At 52.5% G+C, this 17,768-nt stretch carries 18 protein-coding genes; 11 read left to right on the top strand and 7 right to left on the bottom strand.

Annotated features, from left to right (window positions below):
* Window position 1: 1 nt before the first annotated feature.
* The 5 genes from JFY74_00470 to JFY74_00450 all read left to right on the top strand — a co-directional run bounded on the left by JFY74_00470 (window position 2) and on the right by JFY74_00450 (window position 4,015).
* Complete coding sequence (locus JFY74_00470; protein QQG28592.1) at window positions 2-1,036, top strand: putative FMN-dependent luciferase-like monooxygenase; 1,035 nt, start codon at window positions 2-4, stop codon at window positions 1,034-1,036.
* Window positions 1,033-2,166: an alkylhydroperoxidase domain protein gene (locus JFY74_00465; GenBank protein QQG28591.1), complete on the top strand. Its 1,134-nt coding sequence runs from the start codon at window positions 1,033-1,035 to the stop codon at window positions 2,164-2,166. Before JFY74_00470 ends, JFY74_00465 begins: the two co-directional genes overlap by 4 nt.
* 186 nt (window positions 2,167-2,352) lie before the next feature.
* Window positions 2,353-2,679 carry a helix-turn-helix domain-containing protein gene (locus JFY74_00460; GenBank protein QQG28590.1) on the top strand — a complete coding sequence of 109 codons (327 nt, stop codon included), beginning with the start codon at window positions 2,353-2,355 and terminating at the stop codon, window positions 2,677-2,679.
* Complete coding sequence (locus JFY74_00455) at window positions 2,664-2,978, top strand: HipA N-terminal domain-containing protein (GenBank protein QQG28589.1); 315 nt, start codon at window positions 2,664-2,666, stop codon at window positions 2,976-2,978. Before JFY74_00460 ends, JFY74_00455 begins: the two co-directional genes overlap by 16 nt.
* Entirely contained in the window at window positions 2,975-4,015 is a 1,041-nt protein-coding gene (locus tag JFY74_00450) for a HipA domain-containing protein (protein QQG28588.1), read from the top strand. Before JFY74_00455 ends, JFY74_00450 begins: the two co-directional genes overlap by 4 nt.
* 60 nt (window positions 4,016-4,075) lie before the next feature.
* On the opposite strand, the gene JFY74_00445 is transcribed toward JFY74_00450, so the two are convergent.
* Window positions 4,076-4,393, bottom strand: coding sequence for a LysE family transporter (locus JFY74_00445; GenBank protein ID QQG30410.1), 318 nt, complete (start codon window positions 4,391-4,393; stop codon window positions 4,076-4,078).
* Between the two features lie 124 nt (window positions 4,394-4,517).
* Here JFY74_00445 and dsbG point away from each other — a divergent pair, with 124 nt between their 5' ends.
* The gene (gene dsbG / locus JFY74_00440; GenBank protein QQG28587.1) at window positions 4,518-5,273 is read left to right on the top strand and encodes a thiol:disulfide interchange protein DsbG; all 756 of its coding nucleotides are present in this window, start codon (window positions 4,518-4,520) and stop codon (window positions 5,271-5,273) included.
* Between the two features lie 34 nt (window positions 5,274-5,307).
* Here the strand turns inward: dsbG and JFY74_00435 are convergent, their stop codons facing one another.
* Window positions 5,308-6,213, bottom strand: a complete 906-nt coding sequence (locus JFY74_00435; GenBank protein ID QQG28586.1) for a siderophore-interacting protein — start codon at window positions 6,211-6,213, stop codon at window positions 5,308-5,310.
* A 452-nt stretch (window positions 6,214-6,665) separates the two neighbouring features.
* On the opposite strand from JFY74_00435, the gene JFY74_00430 reads away from it, so the two are divergent.
* Both JFY74_00430 and JFY74_00425 read left to right on the top strand, forming a co-directional pair.
* The gene (locus JFY74_00430; GenBank protein ID QQG28585.1) at window positions 6,666-7,268 is read left to right on the top strand and encodes a RhiA; all 603 of its coding nucleotides are present in this window, start codon (window positions 6,666-6,668) and stop codon (window positions 7,266-7,268) included.
* Between the two features lie 63 nt (window positions 7,269-7,331).
* Window positions 7,332-7,691, top strand: coding sequence for a hypothetical protein (locus JFY74_00425; GenBank protein QQG28584.1), 360 nt, complete (start codon window positions 7,332-7,334; stop codon window positions 7,689-7,691).
* A gap of 72 nt (window positions 7,692-7,763) precedes the next feature.
* Here the strand turns inward: JFY74_00425 and JFY74_00420 are convergent, their stop codons facing one another.
* The 3 genes from JFY74_00420 to JFY74_00410 all read right to left on the bottom strand — a co-directional run bounded on the left by JFY74_00420 (window position 7,764) and on the right by JFY74_00410 (window position 10,938).
* Window positions 7,764-8,153 carry a hypothetical protein gene (locus JFY74_00420; protein QQG28583.1) on the bottom strand — a complete coding sequence of 130 codons (390 nt, stop codon included), beginning with the start codon at window positions 8,151-8,153 and terminating at the stop codon, window positions 7,764-7,766.
* A gap of 461 nt (window positions 8,154-8,614) precedes the next feature.
* Window positions 8,615-9,967: a glutathione-disulfide reductase gene (gene gorA / locus JFY74_00415; GenBank protein ID QQG28582.1), complete on the bottom strand. Its 1,353-nt coding sequence runs from the start codon at window positions 9,965-9,967 to the stop codon at window positions 8,615-8,617.
* A 128-nt stretch (window positions 9,968-10,095) separates the two neighbouring features.
* A complete protein-coding gene (locus JFY74_00410; GenBank protein ID QQG28581.1) occupies window positions 10,096-10,938 on the bottom strand; it encodes a 23S rRNA (adenine(2030)-N(6))-methyltransferase RlmJ in 843 nt (280 codons plus the stop codon).
* Window positions 10,939-11,156: 218 nt separating this feature from the next.
* Here JFY74_00410 and JFY74_00405 point away from each other — a divergent pair, with 218 nt between their 5' ends.
* Both JFY74_00405 and JFY74_00400 read left to right on the top strand, forming a co-directional pair.
* A complete protein-coding gene (locus JFY74_00405; protein QQG28580.1) occupies window positions 11,157-11,885 on the top strand; it encodes a DUF1266 domain-containing protein in 729 nt (242 codons plus the stop codon).
* A complete protein-coding gene (locus JFY74_00400) occupies window positions 11,885-14,614 on the top strand; it encodes a J domain-containing protein (protein QQG28579.1) in 2,730 nt (909 codons plus the stop codon). The genes JFY74_00405 and JFY74_00400 overlap by 1 nt, the downstream gene beginning before the upstream one ends.
* 44 nt (window positions 14,615-14,658) lie before the next feature.
* On the opposite strand, the gene JFY74_00395 is transcribed toward JFY74_00400, so the two are convergent.
* Window positions 14,659-16,350, bottom strand: a complete 1,692-nt coding sequence (locus JFY74_00395) for a molecular chaperone HscC (GenBank protein QQG28578.1) — start codon at window positions 16,348-16,350, stop codon at window positions 14,659-14,661.
* Between the two features lie 219 nt (window positions 16,351-16,569).
* On the opposite strand from JFY74_00395, the gene JFY74_00390 reads away from it, so the two are divergent.
* The gene (locus JFY74_00390) at window positions 16,570-16,863 is read left to right on the top strand and encodes a DUF2623 domain-containing protein (protein ID QQG28577.1); all 294 of its coding nucleotides are present in this window, start codon (window positions 16,570-16,572) and stop codon (window positions 16,861-16,863) included.
* 10 nt (window positions 16,864-16,873) lie between these two features.
* Here the strand turns inward: JFY74_00390 and JFY74_00385 are convergent, their stop codons facing one another.
* Window positions 16,874-17,695: an energy transducer TonB gene (locus JFY74_00385; GenBank protein QQG28576.1), complete on the bottom strand. Its 822-nt coding sequence runs from the start codon at window positions 17,693-17,695 to the stop codon at window positions 16,874-16,876.
* Between the last annotated feature and the right edge of the window lie 73 nt (window positions 17,696-17,768).

The raw sequence follows: 17,768 nt of genomic DNA, 5'->3' as shown, positions 1-17,768 counted from the left end.
AATGGCAACGAAACGTCTGGGATTTTTCACGCGATTACTGGATGACGTCTCCGCCCAGCAGCGCTATCGGCTGGCGACGGAACAGATCGTCAAAGCCGAACAATTAGGCTTCGACAGCGCCTGGGTCGCACAGCACCACTTTCACGCGGATGAAGGCGGGTTGCCTTCACCGCTGGTGTTTCTGGCGCTGGTCGCAGCACGCACCCAACGCATCCTGCTCGGCACTGGCGTGATTACGCTGCCGATGGAAGAGCCGCTGCGCGTAGCGGAAGACACCGCCGTGCTCGATTTACTCAGCAACGGCAGGCTGGAAGTCGGCGTGGGTTCTGGCGGTACACCGTCCTCATTCGCCGCATTTGGTCACGACAGCGCACAGCGCGGACAGATCCTCGGGCGCTATCTGGAAAAACTGCGCGCCGCGTGGCGAGGGGAAGCCTTGAGCGAAGACGGTAATCAGCTCTACCCTGCCGCGCCGCATTTGGATAAGCGCGTCTGGCAGGCCACGTTTTCCATCGAAGGTGCCGAGCGTGCCGGTAAAGCAGGCGATGGCCTGATGCTTTCCCGTACCCAGCCGCGCCCGGAGCATTTCCCAGACGCCACGCTCGCCGATCTACAAAACACAATGATCGACGCCTATTTGGCCGCGCTGCCCACTGGTGTCGCACCGCGCATCCTCAGCTCGCGCAGCGTTTTCGTGGCTGACGATCGTCAATTAGCACTAAGTCTGGCAGAGAAAGGACTTAATCGTTCCGCCGCCCGTTCCGGCACGTTCCGCCCGATCCCTCACGACTCGGTGGAGGCGCTGATCGCCTCCTTCGATAGCCATGTTGGCACTGCGCAAGATGTGATTGCGTCACTGCGGGCAGACAGCTCGCTGGAGCGCGCGACCGATGTGACATTCCAGGTGCATTCCATCGATCCGCCGCACGCACTGATTCTGCGTTCACTTGAACTGATAGCGACTCAGGTCGCCCCCGCTTTGGGCTGGAAGCCCGCCGTCAAACAGAAAAGCCCAATCGGGCAGGAGATTGCATGACGCACGCTAACACGTTACACACCCATGACGTACTGGATGCGCTGGCTGAAATCAGCTCGGATTCGGCCCTCGCCGCCGCCAGAAAAACCCGCGATGCGGCAACTCGCCACACCCAAGGCAGCTACGACGCGCTGTTTAACGCCGACGCCGCAGACAATGCGACATTACCGCTATCGCTACGCTTCTGGTTTGCGACAAAAATCAGCGGCTGGCAGCAGGATGAGCAGCTACAGCATTTTTATGCCGAGCGGCTAGCGGACTTCCCTGACCCCTCGCTGACACCCGCGCTACAGCTGGCGCTGGATCATGCTGAACGCCTGACAAAAACGCCCGTGCAAGCCTCGGCGTCCCACGTCAATGCGCTGGAGCAGGCAGGCTGGTCGGTAGATGACATCGTGACGCTGTCGCAGCTCATTGCGTTTGTAAATTTTCAAAGCCGGCTGCTGCGCGGCTATCGCCTGATTGCCGGTCATCGCATTAGCCAGCCGCATTCGCAGGCCGCCGTTGCAGGCCAGTGGCATACCCAAGCACAGACGCACAGCGGTAAGTCTGCACCGCAGGCATTCACTCAGGCGGAACTGGATTGGGAACCGTGGATCGCGCCCAAACCGCTGGCAGCATTTAATGCGGATGAGCAGGCGATTCTGGCGCGCTTCGGCCACACCAATTCCGACTATTTCCGTTTGCTAGGCCGCAACCTTCCGGTGCTGGAACAGCGCACGCTGACGGATAAAGGGATTTTCTATACCGCTGGCGGCCTGCCGCGTAAAGAGCGCGAACTGATCGCCGCCGTCACCAGCAAGGTCAACGGTTGCATCTACTGCGCCTCAGTACATGCACGTAAAGCCAGCCAGCTCTCCAAGCAGGACAGTGACGTGCAGCGACTGCTGGACGTCGTCCCCGGCGGCGATTTGAGCATCGGCCAAAGTCCACGCTGGCAGGCGATTATCGATTTCTCGGCACGTCTTTCCGCCACGCCCGCACAGGTCAACGCCAACGACCTGAAGCAGTTGCAAGAACAGGGGTTAGATGCACTGGAGATTGCCGATGTGGTGCAGTCAGCCGCCTTCTTCTCATGGGCCAACCGACTGATGCTCACGCTAGGTGAACCGTTCTGGCCGGAGCATTAATCCAGTTCATGCAATAACTAATCAGGCGGTACGATATTCGCGCCGCCTGATGTTATTTATTTTTAGTGTCATAAATGAGCCAAATTAAGTAAAAAACAAAAAATAAGTATTACACATGGACATTAAGAAAATTTACGGACTACACTTAACCCATTAACGGGTTAGATTCAAAAGTAGAGTCCATTTATGAACACACCCACTACTGCACCAACATTACTCAAGCTCGACGCCATTAGCGAAGCTATCGACGAACTCCGGCATGAACTCGCGCGTAGCGATGCCTCCAGCAAAGAGGTTATGCTGGAAGACCACATTCATTCTCTGGATGTATTTGGCGTTCAGCTAAATACGCGACGTAAAGCGTTGGGCATCGAACTCGCTACGCTGGAGCTACAGACTGGCGTATCCCTATCCACGTTAAAACGTTTATTCAAAGATCCCGCTCAGGTGAAATTTGCCACGGTTTATAGCGTCTGCTCTGCGTTAGGGATAAAACTGTGCGCCGTCAAGTAAAGGTCTACCTTTACGGTGTCCACATCGGCCAGTTAAGTCAGGACGATAAAGGCTATTTGTTTGAATATAAAAAGTCCTACATCGGCCCGCCATTATCCTTGAGCCTACCGATACAGACCGGAATATTTCGCAGCAAAACATTGCCGCCCTATTTCGCCTCGTTAGCCCCCGAAGGCTGGCTCCGGCGCCAGTACAGCCAGCTACAACATCTGGATGAGAAAGACCTATTTGGTATCCTCATTCAAAACGGTAAGAATCTGATCGGCGCCGTACAACTGATTGCAGAGGATAAAGCATGACAACATGTCGAATTTTGCTGACACCGCTGACGCATGAAGAAGAGATGGCCACAGGTTATAGCCGTAAAGGTTTGAAGCATCTGGCCGGGTCAATGCATACCTCTCCAGACTTACGTTTCACCCGCCAGCAATTCATGCACGACCTGCCACAAACACAGAAAGGCATGAGTATTTCTGGCTATCAGCCCAAGATTCAGATGGTGTTACAAGATCGGGCATTTATCGTCGTTGATCATCAAGGGCTGTACATTCTCAAACCCTCTCCGATTGAATTTCCCCATTTGGCAGAAAACGAACATGCCACGATGACGCTAATGGCACGCCTGGGATTTGCCGTCCCACCACACGGGTTGCTTCGTTTTAAACCGGAGCAGGCTGATGACGAACCTGAGTTTGCTTTCGTTATTAAGCGCTTCGACCGCGACGAAAAAACGGGCCACCCTATCCATCAGGAACAGTTGGACGGTGCGATGGGGATCGGGGAAAAATTCGGTAAAATACGAGCAGATGGCAGACAATACGTCAGTTATGAGCGGTTGGCTTTATTCCTTAGCGAGCACGTAAATGACAATATCGTCTTCAAAATAGATCTGTTCCGCCGCATCGCTTACGCCTACATGCTGGGTAACAACGACATGCACCTGCGTAATTTTGGGCTGATACATTCGCGCTCAGGCCAATTAATGCTGTCCCCTATTTATGACTTTGTTTCCGTCGCCCCCTATCCCACCTATTTTTCTTCCTGCTTCATGGCACTACCGCTGCTGATTCAAGAAGAGGGGGATGAAGCGCTCGCACCCGGCTTTGAAACCGCGGACGGAGAGTATCTGGGTATGGATTTCATTCTGTTCGGACAGCGTATCGGGCTGAGTGAAAAGCTTACCAAAAAGCTACTGGCAGACTTCATCAAAGAAGCTGAATGCGTTGAATCAACCTATCGGGATTCCTTTATGCCTGCGGAGGCGATTGATACGACGCTGCGGTGCTATCGACACCGCCTGAATCTTATGAGCATTCTCGATGCAGAACGGATTTAGTGCTTCATAATCAAGTTTTCACACCGCACCACTGCGGATAATCAGTGCAGTGGCGCTAACTTACCGCCGAGACAAAACCAGACGCGCGGCAAATGCCAGAAAAATAACGCCTGTCGTTCGGTCCATCCACTTCACTACAGAACCGCGACGCAAAAAACGCGACAGCGGACGCGTGGCAGCAATCAGCGTTCCCAGACCAAACGCCACCATCGCGCCCCAAATCAGGCAACCAACGTTAATACCAAACGCGGCATGGAAGGCCTTTTTACTGCCTTCAACAGTAGCGGTGCGTAGAATCAGCGCGGTATCCAGACCCGGCGTCAGGGTCAGCAGCGTCGCGGCAAACGTAAAAGCAATCAGCGATTCGGTCAAGGTCACGGCAGATTGCATAACGACAGGCCACAATCCGGTTCTGATTCAGGAAGCGTAAATAAACTCCCCTTATTGGCACCTCTCCACTAGGCTATCCGGCAAGCATGACCCATGATACAGGCACAACACCATGATAAAACGCGGCTTCCTTATACTCACCTTATTAACGCTTTCCGCATCGTCACTGGCGCAAGATACTCTTCCAGACGCGGTGAAGAGTATCGAAAAACAGGGCATTACGATCATCAAACCCTTCACTGCACCCGGCGGCGTGCAAGGCTGGTTGGGCAGCTATCAGGGCGTAGGGGTGACCATCTACTTAACGCCGGATGGTAAGCATGCTATTTCGGGCTATATGTATGATGAACACGGCAACAACCTGAGTGAAACGCTGATTCAGCAGGAAGTGTATGTGCCTGCTGGTCGGGAGATGTGGCAGAAATTGCAGCAGGCGCCGTTTATCACCGAAGGGGTGAAGGACGCGCCGCGTAAAATCATCGTCTTCGCCGACCCATTCTGCCCGTACTGCAAACAGTTCTGGCAGCAGGCACAGCCGTGGGTGAAAGCAGGAAAAGTCCAACTGCAAACGCTGCTGGTCGGCGTCATTAAACCAGAAAGCGGGCGTTATGCCGCCGCGATTCTCGCCGCCAGCGATCCGGCCAAAGCCTGGCATGAGTATGAGCTATCGAACGGCAAAACGGTGCCTCCGTTCCCCGAAGCATCATCCCGTGATATCTGGAATAACATTCAGCATAATCAGCGGCTAATGGATGAATTAGGCGCAAACGTCACGCCTGCCATCTATTACCTGAATGATAAGAATGAACTACAGCAAGTGGTCGGGCTGCCGGATGAACAGCAGTTGGCGGAGATGATGGGGAAATAAGCGCAGGAGGGAATATCCCTCCTGACGTTGTCTCTTAGCGATGCGACCAATACGCCATAAAGTTGATCGTCTCTTTATCGAGATGCCGCTCGTCGAGCAGATAGCGGCGCAGTCGTTTGATTGCGGAAGACTCTCCCGCCGCCCAGGCGTAAAACGGACGATGCGCCGTTGCCCGTTCCCACAGTAGCTCATCTTCCGGCGTTTCCTGTGCGATTTCATCACGATTTGTACAAGCGCTGGCGGGAATCTTCACATCCTGTTGCACCGCAGCCAGCAGGCGTTCGCCCCATACTGTGCTGCCCGTTTCCTCACGAGGCAGCCAGTGAATCTGGGCAAAAGGGAAATCGCTCGGTGTCACGCAGTCAGTCGCTTTTGGTACTTCAAAAAAAGCCTGTACCGACGGTGGAGAAGGCTGAGTAGCCAGCTGTTCAAGAATCCCCATTGCCGCAGGCAGCGCCGTTTCATCCGCAATCAACAGCACTTGCTCAACGCCCTCGTGCGGTGCCCACTCATAGCCGCCGCTGTCGCCATCGGCCTCTGCGTTGGGGGCAACGATCTGTAGCGCATCGCCCGGCTTAGCGTGATTTGCCCAGCTTGAAGCAGGCCCGGTGTCACCGTGCAGCACAAAATCGACCGTTGCCTGCTGTGACTCGTGTGAGACAGAACGCAGCGTATAGGTGCGCAAAATCGGACGGCGCTCACGCGGCAGCGCCAGATAATCCTGATACCAGGTGTCGCTCACGGACATTGGCGTCAGCTCCCCGCTTTCGCTGGCGAACAACAGTTTGATGCGCTGATCCGGCGCGTCCAGTTTCATCTGGCGCACTTCCGAGCCAGTGAACACACAGCGAGCCAATGAAGGCGAGAGCAGCGTCTTGCTCTCTAAACGTAAATTGAACAGCCGATAGGCTGAAGGCGTTGTACGGGTAGCTAAAGACATAGTGAGAAACCGTATGTTTTGTAAGGAAAAATCAATCTGCGGGATCGAACCCATTCACCGCAACTTACCATAAACAAAACACTAACGATAATCATTATCAATCTGTTATCTCAAAATGCTAAGATATACACAGATAGGAAGCCAAGTTAGCCTCATTGTATCAGCCTAATCTCATCCTCTGATTTCTGCTTTTAACTCCCTATGCTTTTTTATATGCAGGAGGGCGTGGGAATTAATATTAGGCTACATCATTTCTAATAAACATCCGTAGTATATCGTTTCTTACTGAGTTACCAATCACCATAATTATTTCAATTAAAATAAATTATTTTTAGCATCAAAAAAATGAAATCTATAATTCACAGGACTTACTTCCCCGTTATGTTAAACATAATCGTATGGATAATAGAAATTGAGCCTAATCCTGGGTTCAGAATAAAGAGGAATACATTATGTCTAATCAATACAGCGTTGAATTTATCAACAAATCAAGTAATTCAGGCAATGTGGCAATCTTCCAAAAAGCGCCTGACCAGAAGGCACGGAATATTTTCTCACTGGCATGGTTCAGCAAATTCGTGAATCCAAATGTGCATGAAACATTTCGCTGGAGTATCGATTACTCTTTCGTCTGGTCAGATACTGGGGAAGTCAAACCTGGCGTTATTTTTGAAGGGGGTGAAGAAATTTCTGCCGACCTTCAATCAGCCAATACCATTCTATTGGATTACAACGGGGGATATCTCTTTGGCCCGACATCATTCACTGGCCAAGCAGGTTCACTCTATATTGATGAAAGTGGTAGTGTCCCACTCAAGCAGGCCGCTGTTGGCATCGGGATGAGCAACGCAGGGACGTTCGTGCAAGCAGCACAGCCAAATTTTCATCTTGAGTTTATTCCACATCCTTCCTACTGGATTGTATTTGGTAACTATGAAGAAGGTGAAATTCTGGATGTCGAGCAAATCAGCGATGCCGTTGAATTAGTGTTCGAACCCAATATTTACAACGTTGTCGCTACACTGCAACAAAACAATACCTGGGTTGTTTCCTGATCCAGCAATCGGAAGGCAGGTAGGTTCCTGCCTTCCTCATTCCCTATCTTTTGGAGAAGTAATATGTCTTATATTTATATCATTGATCAAGGTGTACAAAGCGGCCCTTTCAATCAGGCTCAGGCAGAAAAGGAATTAGAAGATTATCTTGAAAAGAACCGCTACGCCAATATGAAGCAAGCAATGAATGACATTACATCTGGAAAAGGAAAAGCGACGGGTAGCTACACTTATGATGTCCACCCCGTGCTACATGCCTCTTCTGGTAATAATCAGAAAAGCGTAAGTATCTTTTTTTACCATACCGGAACAGATGATTATCTGATCGCAATGGGAGAACATTCGACCGCAACGACCTATCTATTAAGTGATTTTGGACAAAAATCCGGATATTTCAAACTCGGTAAAACCATTAGTCTTTAACAATAAATGATAAATAAAAAGCATCCAACTCGGGTTGGATGCTTTTTATTTACCAACGATATTCATGGGATTTTATTTACACACTTTTTTCTTTATATTAGCCACTTGCCTTACACCAAGGTTGTATATTTTAGCAACTTCAGTCCTTGATTTACCTCTATCTAACAAATTGATAATTTCACGATTGCGTAACTGCCTGTCAATATTTTTGGCATGAGGAACATCGATACTTAAACCACCAAACTCCTGGCATAATTTTTCGACAGAACCCCCATTAATATCTACACAAAAACACTTAGGTGATTTTGGAATATATTTACACTGACCACCAAATAATTTAGAAAAGATATAAGCATCCTCCAAGCCCATGATATCAATTAATTCCTGAAATTGATCGGGTAGCTTCTTTATATCGAGTCCATAGAAAAAATCATTACGTGCTGTACTTTCTTTATAGCTCATAGAATCATTCCTTGTATTGTTCCTGTGATTGGGATGAAATCACATTTACAACAATCAAACGATGGGGAAACAATTCATGCTATAGATTATTTTTATCTTTAAGACAAGCGACCGCACGGTGCTCTTCATCAGCAACGAGAAAATGATAAAAAATCCTATTTCTGTAAAGAACGATGAGTGAGAAAAATAAGTATTTTGAGATAGAGAATTTCATTAGCAATAAATTACAATAAAACTATTAGATGAGTATTTATTCACACACCATCCAATTGTATTTAAAACGATGCATTATCTATTTATTGGCGAAAAATCAAGGATCAGCTCACATGACAAGTACCACTTGAACAAATCAACTAGGCCATGTGCTTTCCCGCATACAAAAAGGCTGGCCAAATAGTCCACTATTCAACCAGCCTATTTTCGTTTTCCAAAAAAGCAGTCAGGCCTGCTTCCCTATACCATCACCGCATCGTCACAAACTCTTCCGACGCAGTCGGGTGGATAGCGACGGTGTTGTCGAAATCTTTCTTGGTTGCGCCCATTTTGACAGCGACCGCGAAGCCTTGCAGCATTTCGTCCATACCAAAACCGATGCCGTGGATGCCGACGATTTTTTCTTCTTTGCCCACGCAGACCAGCTTCATGCGGCACGGCTGTCGGTGCTGCGTAACGGCAGTGTACATCGCGGTGAAGGCAGATTTGTACACTTTCACCTGATCGTCACCGTACTGCTCACGCGCCTGCGGCTCGGTCAGCCCGACCGTGCCAATCGGCGGGTGGCTGAAGACGACGGTCGGGATGTTGCTGTAATCCAGATGCTCGTCCGGCTTGTTATTAAACAAACGCTCGGACAAACGACGCCCCGCTGCGACAGCAACTGGCGTTAGCTCGACGGCACCGGTGTTATCACCTACGGCATAAATGCCAGGAACGTTGGTGTTCTGGAATTTATCGACGTTGATATAGCCTTTGTCGTTCAGTTCCACACCGGTGACGCTCAGGTTCAGGTTATCCGTCGCGGGTTCACGGCCAATCGCCCAAATCAGGCAGTCGACGGTTTGTGATTGACCGTTTTCCAGCTCCAGCGTCAGACTGCCATCGGCATTCTTCACAATCGCTTTCGGGATCGATTCGGTATGCAGCGTCGGCCCTTCGGTGTTCATCACTTCCACCAGCGTATCGACAATCAGCGGATCAAAGCTGCGCAGCGGTGCGTGTTTACGCACAAACAGGTGGGTTTCAGAGCCCAACCCATTCAGCACCCCAGCAATCTCCACCGCGATATAACCAGCACCGACAATCGCGGTGCGCTTCGGCAGCGCATCCAGCTCAAAGAAACCGTCGGAATCAATGCCGTATTCCGCACCGGGAATGTCAGGGTGAACCGGACGACCGCCCGTCGCAATCAGGATATGATCAGCCGTGATTTTCTCGCCGTTCACTTCCACCGTGTGCGCATCGACAAAGCGGGCAAAACCGTGGATAACATCGACCTTATTCTTACCCAGCACGTTGTCGTACGACTGGTGAATGCGATCGATGTAGGCGCTACGGTTCTTAACCAGCGTGCCCCAGTTAAACTGGTTCACCGTGGTATCGAACCCGTAATCCGGCCCGTACTGATGGATCGCTTCGGCAATCTGCGCCGCATGCCACATCACTTTCTTCGGCACACAGCCGACGTTGACGCAGGTGCCGCCCAGATATTTTGCTTCGATCAACGCACATTTTTGTCCATACATCGCCGCGCGGTTGATAGACGCGATACCGCCGCTGCCGCCGCCAATAGCAAGGTAGTCATAGTGTTTGGTCATCAGTGTATCCATGCTTAAGTGAATAAAATTTGCCTAGAGTGTAACGCCAGAGCCATACGCTGAATAAAGGTTATACCTATGGTTGCGATAGGAAAAACCGACCGCGTCGCCCACCGCAATCGCGTGCATTACTCCGGTACGATTTGCTCCACCAGTGTATGTCCAGTACCTTCCGGTACCAGCACGCCATGCAACCACGGCAGCACACTCTTCATCTGAGATGCCAGCTTCCATGGCGGGTTAATCACAATCATGCCAGACGCCGTCATGCCGTAGCGATCGCTGTCCGGCAGCACCGCCAGTTCAATTTGCAGAATGTTGCGAATGCCCGTGGCTTCCAGCTCTTTCAGCATGCGTTTGATGTGCTGACGCAGCACCACCGGATACCACAGCGCAAATACGCCTGTACCAAAGCGTTTATGCCCTTCCTGAATGCCTTTCACCACGGCTTGGTAGTCCGTTTTCAGCTCATACGGTGGATCGATCAGCACAAATCCCCGACGGGAAAGCGGCGGCAGCTGTGATTTCAACTGCTGATAGCCATCGTCACGCAGCACTTTGGTGCGCGAATCTTTCTGGAATTCATTGCGCAGCAGCGGGAAATCGCTGGGGTGAAGTTCGGTCAAGTGGAGCTTGTCCTGTTCACGCAGCAGCTGGCGGGCAATCAGCGGGGAGCCAGGATAATAGCGCAGCCGCCCATTGTGGTTATAGGTGTGCACGGCCTGCATGTAAGGGTCGAGTTCAGCCGGAATGTCGTCACGCTGCCAGATTTTCGCGATGCCATCCAGATACTCCCCCGTGCGCTCGGCGTGTTCGCCGCTGAGCTGATAGCGGCCAGCACCCGCATGGGTATCCAGATACAGGAAAGGTTTTTCTTTCTCTTTCAGGGCAGTGATGATCAGGCTCTGAACGGTGTGTTTCAGCACGTCGGCGTGATTGCCGGCATGGAAACTGTGGCGGTAACTTAGCATGCTTGCTTTCCGGTGAAGTTTTTATAAATAACGTCGATTAACCGACAGTATAACCGTCTGCGACGGAAAATATCCCGTCAAACGCTTCACCCTGCGAACCGCCCCGCAAACCAGCTATTTTTATCGTCTTAAATCAGTAAATTGTGAAACATGGCCGTTTTTCATTCGATTGAAAGCTACCGATATTCAGGCACATAAAGTACGATCGCACGCTAACCATGATGGAATTGGACGTTATTCTGATGGAACCTGAATATCAGCGCTGGCTGATGGCGCTTTCCGCCCCGATGGTCGCACTCAATATCAAGTACGACGCCCGCTTCTGCGCTCCGACCTTTTATGAACCCGGTGAAACCATCAGCCTGAGCAACAGTTGGGGTATTACGTCCCGCGAAGGACTGATCTCAATGATTAACGATATGACAGACGGCGGCCATGCCGAGCGTCTGGCGTATAACTATCATCTTTGGCACCATCTGACGGCATCCGAATGGCAGCAGCACTGCGCCAATCAATCTGAAGAAGCGCAAGGTGCACTCGCGCTGGTGAGCGACACAGCTGCGCTATGCGGTGAAGGCGGGATCCGTGCCTGGGATCTGGGTCGCATGAGTTTCCTGAGCCGTATCGGATTACTCAACGGCTGGATTAGCGAAAAAGAGAACCTGTGGATTCACACCCGGCTAGCCGACAGGGCGCGTTACTATTACCGCAGTTGGGAAAATTATTACGCCGCGTTCCTGATCGGCCGCACCTACTGGCTCGGCTCGGATGAGGAAGATCCAGAATGCCAGCGCTACATTTTCAGCAACTGTAGCCAGATTCCTGACTACATTGACCAGATCGGCACGCTCTATACCCACCCGGACTGCCCGATTCATGACCTCGACTGGGATGTTGATCCGATAGAAATGGATAAGCCCGAGTCCTTACCAGAAGCGGAAATATAATGGACACACTGTGCTGGCAGCGGCTAGGCATTGAACCGACTCAGGATCTGGATGTTATCCGCCAAGCTTATCGTCAAAAAGTGCCGCAGTTTCACCCGGAAACCGACCCCGAGGGCTTTAAACAGCTGCGCGAGGCGTACGATACCGCCTGCAAGCTGGCGAAAAATCCCGTACTGTTGGATGAAGAAGAGCAGACCCCTGCCGAATCACAAAATGCCTCATCGGCAACCGAGAATGACTCTGCCGAGCAGGCCGCTCCCCAGATAGAAGTGCTGGTTAACGCATTTGAGCTGCTGTTAAACAATCCAGCCGAACGCTTCGTTCCACTGTATTGGGAACGCTACATTCAGTTGTTGAATCAGCAGGCTTTTGAGGTAATCGATCGTATTCGCTGGCCGCTGCTTCAGCGACTGATGCGCGAGTCTTGCATCTCAATCCTCTGTGTCCGCGTGCTGGCCGAACGCCTGCGCTGGCAGCAGCGGCAAGGGGAGCTGTCCGGCGACGGAGTGGAAGATGTCCGCCACTTCCTCGACTCGCTCGGCTATGAGGATCTGTTTGATTTTTCCCTGCTATCGCACCTAAACCTGCCCGCACAGTTGGAAACCATCTTCTACTTCCAGCAGGCGAATGGGACGTACTGGAATCGACCAGCGTTTATATTGGGCACGTTGCTGCGCACTCCGACCGCGATTTATTGGCCCGACAGCCCGGCGCTGATGCAAAAGCTCGCGCGCTGGCACAGCCACGCCGGTGTTCCCAACGCCACCCTGCGCGATTACTGTCTGCAACAGTTGGATGCGGCCCAGAACGATGCGGAATGGCTCGAACTCAGCGCCAGCCTCTGTTCGCTTACCGGAGAGAACGAGCAGGCCTTCACGCTGTGGCTGACGCTTTACCAACAAACCCACCATGCGCAGGCGGAACAATGGCTGATTAATTGGTGCAAACAGCACCAGCCAGATGCCCTTCCCTTACTGATTCAGTCGTTCAACTCTACGCCAGCGCCAGATCTGACAGGGTTAGCGCTGGACGATCCACGCCAGCGTTTCTTCATTTCTCAGCACAACACCCAGATGCTGATACGCTGGGGAGAAGCGCTGAAACTGCCGCTGTCGCCGATGGCAGAAAGCTATGCCCGTTGGAAGCTGGGCAAACAAGATTTGCAGGACATCTACCGACACCTGCTGCTACACAGCGGGGACGCGATTCAGGATCGCCTGTATTGGCACGCCAGCATGTTAACCGTGGGTAATGAACGCCTGTTGCAGGACATTCTGGCGCAGCCGTTGCCCGAGGAACCGCTGTATGCGTTGATCTTACAGGGATTACAGTTTCAGGCGGCACAGCGCCTATCCTGGCTGGACACCTCCGGTGCGATTCATACCTTCACGGAATGGCTGTATTCGCCGTCAGAAGAGGCGCTGCCCAACGTGTTCGCCAACCAGAAATCATCCGCCTGGCTACAGGCGCAAACCTGGCTGCGACAATGGCGTCCGCTGTCGCTGAATCAGTTGAACAAGCTGTACAACAGCGGCATACATACAGAGGAAATCGACCCGATCAATGATTGTCTGGTCGAGCTGTCCGCACGCTACCGGTGCGATGTGTCTCTGGTGCCGCAAGGGGTGGAGAAACCGCAGGATCTCAGCGCTAAAGAGGAACTGAGGCAGGCTATTCTTATCGCATTAATGATGACCGATCCAGCCTCTTGTCTGGGTTTACCTCGTCAATCGGTGCTGCCCGAACTGGTCTTAACCCACCCTGCACATTCGCTCTCTCAACGCTTCCGCAAGGCGGAATGCCACGATGGTGATGCGATGACGCCGTTGAAAAAACAGCTGGAACTCACCGATCCGCTGCACTATCACTGCTGGATGAACTTCCCCGCTTCTATTGAGGAATATCTCGGCAGCAGGGAAACTTACAGCGAATCCGCTGCAAGCCATTTTTATCTTACCGATGAGCATTGGCAGGCGGAGCTGGCGAAATCGCCCATCATCTACCAGATCTTTTTCCACGCGTTTTATGCCCTTGTGGGAGAGGAAGGACAGGCCGAGCAACACCTTGAGCGGCTTGCCGCTATTCCTGTAGAAACGGAACAGGAAGAGGCGATCCGTACCGCCTTTACCGAAGGGTCGGATGAACTGGAGAAACAGCTAAAACAACTCTCCGATGACAAACGGGTCACGCTCATCGGCAAGCTTATTCAGAACTGTGCGAAGGATGACACGTCCTTATTCGATAACAGCGATCAGGGATTTTTAACTGAGCATCTGTCCTATCCGCACGAAGACGTTACGCTGAGATTGGTGTCGAAAGTGCTGCTGCAATGTGCCGATCGGCGTGAACGTCAGTTCCAGGCATCACAGGCTAAAAAGAGCTACTGGTGGCAGCTCTGGCGCACGAACGCTCGCATAGGCCGTCTCGGTTTTCTGATGCAGGCCGGGTTGGGAAGCTATTTTCTCTATCGCGCGAGTGACTGGATCGGGTCGCCACCGGCGTCTATTGAAGGGCTACTGATGGTGCTCATCGTGCTCAATCTGCTGAGTGCGACGCGTCGACGCTATAACGATATCGGCTCCAATATGCCGTGGGTGATGAGTTTCTTCACCCTACTCATACCGCTGTTTCTGCTGCTCCCCTTGCTGACACCGAGCCTTAACCGCTGGAACCAATTCGGGCCGCCGCCAACTGGCAAGAAAACCGAAACGGACACCATACCTAGCTGACAACAGCGAATCGGGCGGCGTAGCAATGACACGCCGCCCAAACATCACCGAAATACCTCATCCAGATACCGCTCAATACGCTGCCGCGCTTCGTCAATTGCCGGTGCATATTGCCCTGCCAGCGCCTGTTCAAAATCCCGTAGCCAGAAACCGATCTGCTCCCTCTCTTCCAGACGCGTTTGCGCCCAGGCTTTTTCCAGCCGTGCCAACAGGTTGCGGTTCATCAAGTTATCTCTAGGGTGAATCTTCAGCGCTTGCAGTTTCTGGTGGCTCTTCTGCTGTTGCTCGGCACTCAGCCCGGTCGGGCTGCGATCGATCACTTTCGTGAAGGTATCGCCGCTGTCCGGCAGGTTAACATCCACTTCCAGCAGCCCATTGATGTCATAGCTGAAACGCACCTCGATGGATTGCTTATAAGATTTCGCTTTTATCGGCATGGTGAATTCATCGATAAACACGTTGTTATCGACGTAAGGGCTTTCCCCCTGATAGATCGCGATGCAGATATTGTCCTGCCCGGCGGAACCCGTGGAAAACGTCTCGACCCGCGAGGTCGGCACCACCGTATTGCGTTCCAATATCGGGGAAAACAGGCCATTTTGCTTATCGTTGGCGGTCTTAATCCCGAGGGTATACGGGCAAACGTCAGTCAGGATCACTTCTTCGATATCCTGCTCGCGTAGTCGACAGGCAGCCTGCACCGCCGCGCCCTTGGCGACAACGGTATCCGCATCCAGATGCTGATAAGGTAATTTGCCGAACAGCCTGACCACCAGTTTCTGGATAATCGACATCTTTGATGCTCCGCCGACCAGCACCACGTGGTCTAGCTGCTCCGGTTTCAGGCGGGCATCGTGCAGCGCCTGTTCTATCGGCGCGCGAATGCGGTTCATCAACGGCAGCCAGGCCGCTTCGATTTCTTCATTATCCAGTACGATGCGCCAGTCTTCCTCGCGCCAGTGCCATACCAGTTCATTCGATTGAGAAGGAAAGCCGGGCTGACATTTCAGCGCTTCCGCATGGCTGTAAAGACGTGCCAGATCCGTTGCGGGAATCGCCGAATCCTCAAGTTTCCACGCTTTCAGACAGGTTTTCACCATCGCCTGCGTGAAATCTTCTCCCCCCAGATAGTTGTCGCCCGCCGAGCTATGCACTTCGATCAGCGGAAACGCATATTCCAGCACACTGACGTCGAAAGTGCCGCCGCCTAAGTCGAAGACCAGCGTACGTCCCAGTTCCTGCGTGTGTAAGCCATAAGCCATCGAGGCTGCGGTGGGTTCATTGATTAAGCGAACCGCATTCAGCTCTGCCAGTTCCGCTGCAAAACGCGTCTGCTTACGCTGTTCATCGCTGAAATAGGCTGGCACGGAGATCACCACGTCCTTGATGGGGTGCCCAAGGTAACTTTCCGCATCAGCTTTGAGTGATTTCAACACCATGGCCGACAGTTCGGCGGGAGAGAACGTTTTATCCCCGAGCCGGAAGGTTTTCTTGCTCCCCATGTAGCGCTTAAAGAGCGACGCCGACACCTGCGGGTGCGTCGTCAAACGAGAAATCGCAGGTTTGCCGACCAGAATACTGCCGTCTTCATCAATACTGATAGCCGAGGGGGTGAAGTTGTCATTCAGCGCATTCGGTATCAGGCGGGCCTCGCCATTTTGCCAAACGCTAATCAGGCTGTTCGTCGTGCCCAGATCGATACCAATCGCCAGAGAAGCGTCTTGCGGGTGCGTCATGCTGTTATTCCTTATTAACTATTCCGTACACTACCTATTCCCAGAGTGCCCATCAGGCGCAGATCAATAGCCCGTTCGGCGAGCAGGGCAATAGTATATACATCTTGCTCAGGAAAAGACCGCGCACGACGGATTCAGGAATATTTTTCAACAGATCTGGTGAGTGATAAATAAGCGTTATATTATTTGCTATATAACGATCATTTACGGAGCATTATCATGGGAAACCATTTTGAGCGGGGCGTCCTCGCGGGGTTGAGATCCGCCAATCCAAAATCCACCAACGACATTAATCCCTACTGCTACGACTATCGGCGCGGCTATATCTGTGGCTATGCTCACAATCTGGCAGAAACCAAAGGCGACCGCCAGCAGGCCGCCTTCGAGGCAGGATTGTTGTCACGCCGCTACGGGCTGGAGCGGGAGCGAGTCGCAGAGTTCTTTACTGAACAAGGCAACCCTTACGCGATTCGGTTTTTTTATGCGGGCTATGATGCGCACACGCCGCGTTAGTGGATACCCGCTAGCGGCGCACTTCCCGTAAATCGAAGCTAATGGGGATAGTGATGGTGAGCTGCGCGTTATCCCCAATCACCTCTGCTGGTGGAGCCGGAAGTGGCTGAGCACGCTGCGGCAAAGCGACAGACTCCTTATCCAGCGGCACCACACCGCTGCTGCTGGCTAACGAGACGGCCAGCACACTCCCCGTCCGATCCAACGTCACGCGAATCTGGGCGACACCCTGTAATCGCTGCCGCACCGCCTGCGCCGGATAACGTTTATAGCGGCTCAGGTGCGCCAGCAGCTGGCTGCTCCAGTCCGCAACCCCTTTGCGCATCTGCGCAGCATCGCTGTTATATGGCGCAGCGACTTGCTGGCTGCTGCCCGGCAGCGGCGCGCTGGTGACGGGGGCCGGCGGTTTTTCCGATGGTGCCACTTCTTCCTGTAGCGTCGTCTCCTGCACCGGTTTTTCCATTTTTTTCTGCACTTTTTTCTGCGGCTGCGGCTTTTCCTTTTGCGCTGCCGCCATCACTGGATTCGGCGCGGGCGCAAGCAACGGTACGTCCTGCGTCATTTTTTCCGGTTGAGCCGCGGCTTCTTGCGGTGTGGACAGCGTCTGCTGCGGGCCGACAGGCGCATCCTGAGGACTAGGCGTCGATTGCACGCTATCCGCCACCATTAACATCATGGCGGGCGGCGGCGCTTCAATGGAGGAATCAAGCGCATGGTAGCTAACCCAGACAATCAGCCCTGCGTGTAGCGCCAATGCCAGCAGCCAGCCGCTCCCCCAACGAACCGTCGTTGCGGGCTGAACCGTATTGTATTTCAGCGTCTGTGCAGCCATTAGCCTACAGCCCCTCGCCGTGGAGACAGGGGCAGAATTCCCAATGAATGGGGTTCCGAGGAGATCATCATGC

The sequence above is a fragment of the Pectobacterium carotovorum genome (genome assembly GCA_016415585.1).
Taxonomy (GTDB): domain Bacteria; phylum Pseudomonadota; class Gammaproteobacteria; order Enterobacterales; family Enterobacteriaceae; genus Pectobacterium; species Pectobacterium carotovorum_K.
This window is presented reverse-complemented; position numbering and strand designations above follow the sequence as displayed.